We start from the raw sequence: 9,275 nt of genomic DNA on the forward strand, positions 1-9,275 counted from the left end.
CCGCTCTGCTCGCGCAGACCTGTCTGGACAAAGGGCGTAAGCGCCGAACAGGCCAGGACCACCCGGTCCTCCGGCATGTCGGTCAGGGTTTTGCACAGGCTGCGCACCCAGTCGGCGCGATCTGCATCGGTCAGGGGTGTGCCGGAGGCCATCTTCTCCTTGTTGGCGGCGGAGTGGTAGTCATCCGCTTCCACAAACGGCCAACCCTCGGCCTTGGAGAGGGCTTCGGCAATGGACGTTTTTCCACTGCCCGCCACGCCCATGATGATGACCAGGTCCCTCACTTGATGGGTGTTCGCTTGCGAGGCTTGAGCTTGGTGCGCTTGAACTTCTCGCCTTTCAGCGGGGAGACTGTTTTCTCTCCAGAGGCCGGTCCCGGCTTCCCGCCTGAGCGGGGGGCGGTCCTGTCAGGGCGCCGGTCTGGCTTGCCTGACCGTTCGGGACGTTCAGCCCGCGCGGGACGATCCGGACGCCCACTCCGTTCTGCCCGATCTGAGCGCTCCGGCCGCTCCGGTCGCGGCTTGCGGGGACGGGGCATGTCACCTCTCAGCAAGGCTTCGCGTTCACGGCCACTGATCGGGCGCCACTTGCCTTCCGGCAAACCTGCAAGCTCCAGCGGCCCAACACGCACACGCATCAGGTCCACAACATGCAGCTCTACCAGTTGGCACATACGCCGGATCTGGCGGTTGCGGCCTTCGTTCAGGATAAATTTCAACTCCTGCTGTTTCACTTGTTCGACGATGGCAGGTTTCAGCTGGCGACCATCCAGCTCGAGACCATGACGCAACTTGCCCAGCTTGTCGGGCGTAACATCGCCCTTCACCTTGACCAGATATTCCTTGTCGAGCTGACTCTCCGGCCCAATCACGGCCTTTGCCAACACGCCGTCTTCAGACATGATCAACAAACCGCGGGAATCCTTGTCCAGACGCCCGAGGGGCGCGAGCTTGTTATAGCGCCCCGGAATGGCATGACTTTTTCCCGAAAGGCTATCGCCTGAGATGAGCCGCACAGCGGGAATTTCATCGCCCTCCGGCGTGCCCGAAACAATACTGATCGGTTTGTGGAACAGGATGGAAAGCTGATTATCGAGCCGACGTGCAGCCTTCTGCGCCAGATCCAACGTCTGACCGGTCTCGATCTTCTGGCCCGAAATCGCTTTCTCGCCGTCGACTTTCACCAGACCCTGCTCAATCAGGGAGTCCGCCTCGCGGCGTGAGCACACGCCTTCCAGCGCCAGCCATTTGTTGATCCGCAAGGGCTCGTCGCCGGAATAGGTTTTGGTCCAAGCCATGGCGTGTCGCGCCTCCTGATATAGTGCGGCCCGTCATATCGGCGCTGGCCGTTCCTCGCAACATTCAGTCGACATTGTGGGGCATTTCCGGCATAGGCGGGCGCCCCGCACGGAGATGATTGAATAATGACGGACCGCCGCACCGCAGCGCCCCTGCTCGCCTTTGGCCTGTTAGTCCTCGGGACCATTCTCGGCCTTGCCGGGACGGATTTGGTCCTACCTGCCGTTCCGTCCTTGCCGGAAACCTTGCGGGGCTCGCAGGCGATGGCGCAGCTGGTGCTGGCCGCCTTCGTGGCAGGTGGTTGTATCGGTCTGCTGGCCTTCGGTGAACTCGGCGCACGGATCGACCAGCGCAATTTGTTGGTCATCTCGCTTGCGGCCTATGCGCTGGTCTCGTTCGCCTGCATGGCCGCGCCGTCCCTGTCCGTTCTGGTTGGACTGCGGTTCTTGCAAGGTCTGACCGGATCTGCCGCAGCTGTGTTTGCTCCAGGCATGATCCGCGCCATGTTTTCCGAGGAGAAAGCCGTTGGCGCACTTGGCTTCATGGCCAGCATAGAATCCTTGATCCCTGCCCTCGCCCCCGTGCTCGGCGTCTGGCTGCTGCTGGCATTCGGCTGGAAAAGCTCTTTTCTCGCCCTGGGCATCTTGAGTCTAGGCGTTGCGGCGCTCGTCGCCATGCTGCGTCATCGCCTGCCCGCGCCGCCGTCGACGCGGGCGCCGGGTAGCTATCTGCGCCACGTGATCAATCCGGTCTTCCTGCGCTATGCCCTGAGTCAGGCCTTCACACTCGCCGGACTGCTTATCTTTGTGTTCGGCGCACCGGCCATGATCACCAAGGGCCTTGGCGGCGACCTGGGCGACTTCATCATCATGCAGGTTACAGGGATTGCGTTCTTCATTGCAGGATCGAACTTTGCCGGCAAGCTGTCCGCACGGTTCGAACCTGAACCGATGATCCTGTTCGGATCGACTATGTCCGCCGCAGGCCTGGCTGGTATTCTGATTTACGCACTGTTGGGTGGGACAGCACCACTGATGCTCGCCGCCCTGTTTGTGCCGGTCAATCTCGGCCTCGGCTTTCGGGGACCTCCCGGTTTCTATCGCGCGGTTGTCGCTGCGCGCGGAGATGATGCGCGCGGGTCGGCACTCGTCCTCGTGGCCATCCTTTCCACGACGGCTGCCGGCACCGCCATCGCCGCGCCGTTCGTCACATTTGGCATGGTACCACTTGCGGCGATTGGGACAGCAGTCTCCTGCGCCTCGGTCCTGTGCCTGATCGCCTTGCCGAAGCTCAGCGCCTGAGCCGAACTCACGCGATACCGAACAGAGCTTCGCTATTGTCGAGGAAAGGGGAACCGCCTTCGGTGATGCCGGAGACACGGCCCGGCGCGGTGGCCAGAACAGTCTCGGAAAAGAAGCCCGCAAGTGCCAGTTGGCGTGCCCGGAAGCTGCCTTCCTCACCGCGTGCAGCAACAGCTGCCCGCGTCAGGAAGTGCCCGCCAATCACGTCTCCCGCCAGCGCGAGATAGGCCGTCGCGCCCGCAAGCGCTTTGTCCTGATCGCGATCCTTCATCGCTTCCAGCATCCAGTCGCTGGCTTCGCGCAGGGCTTCGGCGCCAGCGCGCAACCGGTCTGCAATCTGCACAAGCTGTGGGTCATTGGTCGCGCGGGCATCTGCCGCCGTCGCCTCGACCTCACCCAGCATCACTCGCATGGACTCACCATTCGTGCCGGTCAGTTTACGCCCGACAAGGTCGATGGCCTGAATGCCATTCGTGCCTTCATAGATCGGGGCAATCCGGGAGTCGCGATAAAGTTGGCCTGCGAGTGTCTCACCCATAAAGCCCATGCCGCCATGTATTTGCACACCAAGGCTCGCCACATCGACGCCCATATCCGTGCACCATGCCTTGGCAATTGGCGTCAGCAGGTCTTCCCGCATCTTTGCAGCAGCGCGTGTGGTTTGATCCGGGGACGCCTCGGCGAGGTCTGCGGCGACCCCACAGGCATAACAGATCGAACGCGCTGCAGCGACGCGAGCGCGCATGGTCGTCAGGGTACGGCGCACGTCCGCATGGTGCAGGATTGGAGCGGGGCCCTCAATGCCTGGTGCCTTGCCTTGCTTGCGCTCCTGCGCATATTCGAGTGCCGTCTGGTAGGCCGCCTCGCCCACAGCAACTCCCTCAAGGCCGACATTCAGGCGTGCGGAATTCATCATGGTGAACATGCAGGCCAAGCCCTTGTTCTCCTGACCGATCAGCCATCCGGTCGCGCCATCATATTCCATCACACAGGTCGGCGAGGCGTGGATGCCCATCTTCTTTTCAAGACCGATACATTTGACGGCATTGCGTGCGCCAAGGCTACCATCCGCTTCAACCATAAACTTCGGCACGATGAAAAGAGAGATGCCGCGCGAACCTGCGGGCGCATCCGGCAAGCGCGCCAGGACCAGGTGTATGATGTTCTCGGCGACATCATGATCGCCCCATGTGATGAATATCTTCTGCCCACTGATGGCGTAGCTGCCATCTTCCTTCGGCACGGCTCTTGTCTTGAGCGCGCCAACATCCGAACCGGCCTGCGGCTCCGTCAAATTCATGGTGCCGGTCCAATTGCCGGCCACGAGGTTGGGAAGATATGCCTGCTTCTGGTCATCTGTGCCGTGCGCCAGCAGGGCCTCAACTGCGCCGAAGCTGAGCATAGGGCAGAGCCCGAACGACATGTTGGCCGCGTGGAACATTTCCATGACCGCCAAGGCGAGCGCCTTCGGCAGGCCCTGCCCGCCCCATTCCTCTGGCGCCGACAGGCCCATCCATCCACCCTCCCGGAATTGGGCGTAGGCATCAGCAAATCCCGGCGCGGCCCTCACCCCATCCTCGGTCAGTACGGCACCGTGCGCGTCGCCAGATGCATTGAGCGGCGCCAATACATCACGTGCCAGCTTGTTGGCTTCTTCCAGGATCGGCGTGATCAGCTCGGGGTCATAATTGCCGAATGCCTCCAGCCCTTCCAATCGGGACAGGCCCGCAACGGACTGGAGCGCGAACGCCATATCGTTGAGCGGAGCGTCATAGGCCATGTATTTCTCCCAGAATCCGAATAGGTTATATCCCGAAGAGCATTTAGCGCGGGGATGGTGCCACGCCAACTGCGCCCTATAATCACCTGAACCGAACCCATAGATGTCCAGGAGACACGAATATGCGCAAAATCCTACTTTCCGCTTCCGTCCTCGCGCTCGCCGCTTGCGGCGCCGCCGAGACCACCGCCCCTGCAGCAGAGGCCCAGACGCCGGCCAATGAGACAAGTGAAACAGCTGCTCCGGCTGCAGAAGAGACCGCACCGGCCCCGGAAATGGCTCCGGCCGGCACGTATGTGCTCGATCCGACGCATGCGTCGCTTGTCTGGACGGTGAATCATTTCGGCCTGTCCAACTATACCGCCCGCTTCACCAAGATGGATGCCACACTGGAGTTCAATCCTGATGACGCGTCCGCCACATCGCTGACCGTCACGGTCGACCCGACATCGGTCGAAACAGACTATCCGGGCGACTTCAAAGCGACGCACGCCGATTCGCCGTACGACACGTTCGATGAAGAAATCGCGCAGGATCCAACCTATTTCAACGCAGGCGAATACCCCGAGATCACCTTCACCTCGACAGAAATCACAACAACCGGCCCGACCACCGGCACTGTCACAGGCGATCTGACCTTCCTTGGCGTGACCAAGCCAGTGACGCTGGATGTTACTTACAACGGCACCGCGACCTTCCCTTGGGCCCCGGAACAGCCAAAAATCGGCTTCTCCGCCACCGGCTCACTCAATCGTTCCGAATTCGGCCTGTCGAAAATGGTGCCAAACCTGGGTGACACGATCCACCTGACCATAGAGGCGGAATTCGCCAAAGCTGCCGAATAAGACAGGAACATCCTCGACATGAAGACTGAAACGTCTCGTTACACGATCGTCGCCATCACCCTTCACTGGGTGATGGCAGCCCTTCTTCTGTTCATGATCTGGCTCGGCTGGAACATGGACGACAACGAAGTACGCTTTCAGCTTCACAAATCGATCGGGATCCTGCTTCTGTTCCTCACCTTGGTCCGGGTGATCTGGCGAGTCATGAACCCGCCACCGCCACTTCCGGAAGAGATGCCAGCCTATGAAAAGCTGGCGTCTCATCTTGTCCACATGGCATTCTATGGACTGATGATCATTCTGCCCCTGGCAGGATGGCTGCTTGTCTCCACCTCCAAATTCAAGGTGCCGACCGTCTTGTTTGAGACGGTCAGCTGGCCACACTTGCCAGCGCCGGATTTCCTGCGCGGAGATATTGCGCACGTCATCATCGAGAACATCCATTCCAAAGGCGCTTGGATTCTGATCATCCTGCTAGGCCTGCATGTGGCCGGCGCGGTGAAGCATGAATTCGCTGCTGAAGACGGAGTATTGAAGAAGATGTTGCCTGGCTTGTTCGGAAAGCCTGCGACACCCCCCACCGCACGAGGATATGTCCGCGCCTTCGGAACGGCGATCATTGCCTTTGCCCTCATCGCGATCATACCGATTGCGGGCTCAGGTCAATCCAGCAGCGCCACACCGCAAACTGACGAGGCCGTCGCCCCCGCAGACGAAACCATCGAAGCGAATTGGGATGTCGATTACGACGCTTCTGAAATTCGGTTCACGGGTATGTATGATGGAGCCGAATTCACCGGCACCTTTGACGATTGGTCAGCAGATGTGGAATTCCATCCAGAAGCGCTCGATGAGTCTCGTGTGCTCGTAACGGTCCAGACAGCTACTGCCGATGCTGGCAAGAAGCTCTACAATGACAGCCTGAAGGGCCCGGAATGGTTCGACACGACCACCTATCCTGACGCCCAGATCAGCCTGAGCAACTTCAGCGAAACAGACACAGGCTATAGCGCAGATGCTGCAATATCGCTGAAGTCCGAGCTGATCACGGTGCCGCTCGACTTCACGCTTGAAATCGATGGCGACACCGCGATGCTGGCTGGAAAAGCGGTCATGAGTCGCAGAGCCTTCAATCTCGGCCAGGACTCTGATCCCTCCGGAAGCTGGGTTGGCGATGAAATCACAATCTCCGTAACGGGAACCGCCACGCGCAAATAATGCGCTGGTGGCTTCCGGGGCCGCGACGCGAATGCTAAGCCCGCGCGCATGACTGCCATCGCTCCTATCGAATCCAGCACACTCCAACTGGCTGCCAGCTTCCTGCGCAAGGGCGGGCTCGTCGCCATGCCGACCGAGACCGTCTACGGGCTCGCCTGCGATGCATCAAACCCTGACGCGGTGGCACGACTATACGCAGCCAAGGGGCGTCCCAGCTTCAACCCCCTGATCGCGCATGTTGCTTCACTGGAAATGGCGCAAGCCGAAGCCGTATTTTGTGACGCAGCGTTCAAACTCGCACATGCGTTCTGGCCTGGTCCGCTTACTTTGGTACTGCCCGTTGCTTCGACCGGGACGGTTTGCGACCTGGCCCGGTCTGGCCTCGATACAATTGCCATCCGCATGCCGGCCCATCCCGGCGCGCGTAGCCTGATCGCGGGTTTCGGTCGTCCGGTTGTCGCACCGTCAGCCAACCGGTCCGGACATATCAGCCCGACACTGGCCGAACACGTCAAAGCCGATCTCGACGGCAAGGTCGACCTGATCCTCGACGGTGGGCCGTGCACGCAGGGCATCGAATCCACCATTGTCTCATTTATCGGTGACCAGCCAACACTCCTGCGAGCCGGCACGGTCGAAACCTCCGCCCTCGAAGCAGTCCTTGGCACGTCACTCGCTCGTGCAGATGAGGGCGATGGCATCTCTGCCCCTGGGCAACTGAAAAGCCACTATGCACCCAATGCCCGGTTGCGTCTCAATGCGAGCGCCCCCGAAGCAGGGGAAGCCTGGCTGGGTTTCGGCCCGGATGAGGCAAATGGGCTCAACCTCTCGCCATCTGGCAACCTGACCGAGGCTGCTGCAAACCTGTTCGCCATGCTGAGGCAACTGGATGCAGAGGCCGACCGCATCGCCGTCGCGCACATTCCGAATGAGGGGCTTGGCGAAGCCATCAGTGATCGTCTCGCTCGGGCCGCGCACCGAGATGACTGATGGAAGCAACAAACTCGAAATCGCGCAGGAAATGAGTAGGTTTACCCAATGACAGAGCTTAGCCCGGACTTCCTGACCGCCGCCCAAAACCTGCTCGGCCCGAGGGGGTGGAGCATGGCGGCGGAAGAACTCGCCAAAGTGTCGTCGCCCTGGCGCGGCACCTACAAGGGCGAGACGCCTTTCCTCGCAAAGCCCGCCACAACGGAAGAGACCGCTGCACTGGTGCGACTTTGCAATGAATATGGCGTCGCGATCACACCTCAGGGCGGCAATACCGGCCTGGTTGATGCGGGCACGCCGCATGGCGAAATCTGTGTGTCGATGCAACGGATGAATGCGGTACGTGCACTCGATGCGTTCAACAATTCGCTCGTGATCGAGGCTGGCGCCCCCCTTGTCGTGGCGCAGCAAGCGGCCGACGACGCCCAGCGCTTGTTCCCGCTTTCACTCGGCTCGGAAGGCACCGCCACGATTGGCGGCCTGATTTCGACCAATGCTGGCGGGGTCGCGGTGCTGCGCTATGGCATGATGCGCGACCTGATCCTTGGCCTCGAAGTCGTGCTGCCGAATGGAGATATCTGGAACGGCCTGTCGGGCCTGCGCAAGAACAATACGGGCTACGATCTGAAACACTTGTTTGCTGGCGCAGAAGGTACGCTCGGTATCATCACGGCTGCGACCCTGAAACTGTTTCCCAAGGTTCAGCGCGCGAGCGCCTGGGTCACCTGCACAACAGCAAGCGACGTCGTGAAACTGCTCGCAATGGTTCGCGACCATGCCGGCGATACGGTTACGAGCTTCGAGATCATCCCCGCCAATGCCGTCGCCATGGTACAGGCAGACGTGCCGGACACGCGCGACCCACTTCCATCTGATTTGCCTTGGCGCGTGCTGATCGAAGTTTCCATGTCGCGCGCCGAACATGCCCGCGACGTTCTGGAAGGCGCACTCGCCTCAGCATATGAGAGCGAACTTGTGCAGGATGCCGTCATTGCCGAAAGCGTCGCGCAAGCCGAAAGCTTCTGGCACATCCGCGAGACAATCCCCCTGTCGAAACGAGCATATGGCACCGCGCTGAACCAGGACATCTCCGTACCGGTCAGCCGCATTCCCGAATTTATCGATGCTTGCAACGCGGCTGTTCTGGAAAAGGTGCCTTCAGCGGAGTTTGTGATCTTCGGTCATGTCGGCGATGGCAATCTCCATTATTCTGTTTGCGAGCCAGCCAGCGCAGAGCGCCCAGTTCTACGTGGTCAGGATGAAGCAATCTTTCGTATCATCTATGATCAGGTCATGAGCTTCGACGGATCCATTAGCGCCGAACACGGTGTTGGGCGGCTGAAACGTGATGAACTGGAACGCATTCGTCCGAAGGCAGCCACCGAAATGATGCGTGCCATCAAACATGCGCTAGACCCAAACAAGATCATGAACCCCGGTCGCGTCATCAATTCCTGATCGGGTTCCCAGTTGCCTTCCCGCCGGATCGCTGTAGCGTCCACAGACCAATGCGGGAGACATAAATGCGTACACACCTTGCCGCCATCGCGCTCATCGCGCCGCTGATCGCCTGTGAGCCTACGCCTCCAATCGTAGGCGGACCGTGCAGCTATGAAACCACAATCATCTCGGCAACGGTGACCGAAGTCGATGAAGACGGCGCTTTGTTCGATGGGCCCGAGGGAGAATTGTGGGTCCCGGCCTCCTACTTGGGCACGCTGCCGGAAGTCGGAGAGACACTCACGCTGAAACGCGATCAGATCACCGAGGGCACATGCACGCCGGAAATGTACGAAGTGGTCGCAGCTGATGTCAGCGACAAGGACTAACGTCCCGAGCGGCG

The 9,275-nt window shown here is 60.4% G+C and carries 9 protein-coding genes; 6 read left to right on the forward strand and 3 right to left on the reverse strand.

Going from position 1 to position 9,275, the window contains the following annotated elements; all coding sequences use genetic code 11:
- Together B4F73_RS07190 and B4F73_RS07195 are read right to left on the reverse strand one after the other, a co-directional pair.
- A partial coding sequence (locus tag B4F73_RS07190) for a gluconokinase (RefSeq protein WP_290481304.1) occupies positions 1-284 on the reverse strand: 284 nt, incomplete at its 3' end.
- Complete coding sequence (locus B4F73_RS07195; protein WP_290482866.1) at positions 281-1,297, reverse strand: pseudouridine synthase; 1,017 nt, start codon at positions 1,295-1,297, stop codon at positions 281-283. The genes B4F73_RS07190 and B4F73_RS07195, both read right to left, overlap by 4 nt.
- A gap of 126 nt (positions 1,298-1,423) precedes the next feature.
- Between B4F73_RS07195 and B4F73_RS07200 the strand changes: the two genes are divergently transcribed.
- The gene (locus tag B4F73_RS07200) at positions 1,424-2,599 is read left to right on the forward strand and encodes an MFS transporter (RefSeq protein ID WP_290482867.1); all 1,176 of its coding nucleotides are present in this window, start codon (positions 1,424-1,426) and stop codon (positions 2,597-2,599) included.
- Between the two features lie 7 nt (positions 2,600-2,606).
- Here B4F73_RS07200 and B4F73_RS07205 read toward each other — a convergent pair whose 3' ends face one another.
- Positions 2,607-4,379 carry an acyl-CoA dehydrogenase gene (locus tag B4F73_RS07205; protein WP_206992676.1) on the reverse strand — a complete coding sequence of 591 codons (1,773 nt, stop codon included), beginning with the start codon at positions 4,377-4,379 and terminating at the stop codon, positions 2,607-2,609.
- 122 nt (positions 4,380-4,501) lie between these two features.
- On the opposite strand from B4F73_RS07205, the gene B4F73_RS07210 reads away from it, so the two are divergent.
- From B4F73_RS07210 to B4F73_RS07230, 5 genes are all read left to right on the forward strand, one after another.
- Positions 4,502-5,224 carry a YceI family protein gene (locus B4F73_RS07210; protein ID WP_290482868.1) on the forward strand — a complete coding sequence of 241 codons (723 nt, stop codon included), beginning with the start codon at positions 4,502-4,504 and terminating at the stop codon, positions 5,222-5,224.
- 18 nt (positions 5,225-5,242) lie between these two features.
- Positions 5,243-6,442 carry a cytochrome b/b6 domain-containing protein gene (locus tag B4F73_RS07215; protein ID WP_290482869.1) on the forward strand — a complete coding sequence of 400 codons (1,200 nt, stop codon included), beginning with the start codon at positions 5,243-5,245 and terminating at the stop codon, positions 6,440-6,442.
- 48 nt (positions 6,443-6,490) lie between these two features.
- Positions 6,491-7,432, forward strand: a complete 942-nt coding sequence (locus tag B4F73_RS07220) for an L-threonylcarbamoyladenylate synthase (RefSeq protein ID WP_290482870.1) — start codon at positions 6,491-6,493, stop codon at positions 7,430-7,432.
- Positions 7,433-7,480: 48 nt separating this feature from the next.
- Positions 7,481-8,890 (forward strand): FAD-binding oxidoreductase, encoded by a 1,410-nt coding sequence (locus tag B4F73_RS07225; RefSeq protein WP_206992672.1) that lies wholly within the window; start codon positions 7,481-7,483, stop codon positions 8,888-8,890.
- A gap of 65 nt (positions 8,891-8,955) precedes the next feature.
- Complete coding sequence (locus B4F73_RS07230; RefSeq protein WP_290482871.1) at positions 8,956-9,261, forward strand: hypothetical protein; 306 nt, start codon at positions 8,956-8,958, stop codon at positions 9,259-9,261.
- The last annotated feature ends 14 nt before the right edge of the window (positions 9,262-9,275 follow it).

Source organism: Hyphomonas sp. UBA3601, assembly GCF_002375605.1.
In the GTDB taxonomy this organism is placed as follows: Bacteria; Pseudomonadota; Alphaproteobacteria; order Caulobacterales; family Hyphomonadaceae; genus Hyphomonas.

Bases quoted from the DNA above. Each gene is read 5' to 3' on its own strand.
- B4F73_RS07195 (WP_290482866.1), bottom strand. From the start codon at position 1,297: ATGGCTTGGACCAAAACCTATTCCGGCGACGAGCCCTTGCGGATCAAC.
- B4F73_RS07200 (WP_290482867.1), top strand. From the start codon at position 1,424: ATGACGGACCGCCGCACCGCAGCGCCCCTGCTCGCCTTTGGCCTGTTA.
- B4F73_RS07205 (WP_206992676.1), bottom strand. From the start codon at position 4,379: ATGGCCTATGACGCTCCGCTCAACGATATGGCGTTCGCGCTCCAGTCC.
- B4F73_RS07210 (WP_290482868.1), top strand. From the start codon at position 4,502: ATGCGCAAAATCCTACTTTCCGCTTCCGTCCTCGCGCTCGCCGCTTGC.
- B4F73_RS07215 (WP_290482869.1), top strand. From the start codon at position 5,243: ATGAAGACTGAAACGTCTCGTTACACGATCGTCGCCATCACCCTTCAC.
- B4F73_RS07220 (WP_290482870.1), top strand. From the start codon at position 6,491: ATGACTGCCATCGCTCCTATCGAATCCAGCACACTCCAACTGGCTGCC.
- B4F73_RS07225 (WP_206992672.1), top strand. From the start codon at position 7,481: ATGACAGAGCTTAGCCCGGACTTCCTGACCGCCGCCCAAAACCTGCTC.
- B4F73_RS07230 (WP_290482871.1), top strand. From the start codon at position 8,956: ATGCGTACACACCTTGCCGCCATCGCGCTCATCGCGCCGCTGATCGCC.